We start from the raw sequence: 246 nt of genomic DNA on the forward strand, positions 1-246 counted from the left end.
TGGCGGTCATCTTCGGTCTGGAAAAGTGCCGCGTACCCGGCGGGATCTTGTTGGTGATTATTGCAATTTCGATCATCGGCTTAATCTTTGACCCAGCGGTGAAGTACCACGGTCTGGTGGCGATGCCAAGCCTGACTGGCGAAGATGGTAAGTCTCTGATTTTCAGCCTCGATATTATGGGCGCACTCCAGCCAACTGTACTTCCGAGTGTACTGGCATTGGTGATGACCGCAGTGTTCGACGCCA

General features: G+C 53.3%; 1 pseudogene. It reads left to right on the forward strand.

Annotation, left to right across the window (positions count from 1 at the left end):
• A pseudogene (locus B0E34_RS22745) lies at positions 1–246 on the forward strand (hypothetical protein); the annotation flags it as partial.

This window comes from Chryseobacterium mucoviscidosis (genome assembly GCF_002177115.1).
Taxonomy (GTDB): domain Bacteria; phylum Bacteroidota; class Bacteroidia; order Flavobacteriales; family Weeksellaceae; genus Chryseobacterium; species Chryseobacterium mucoviscidosis.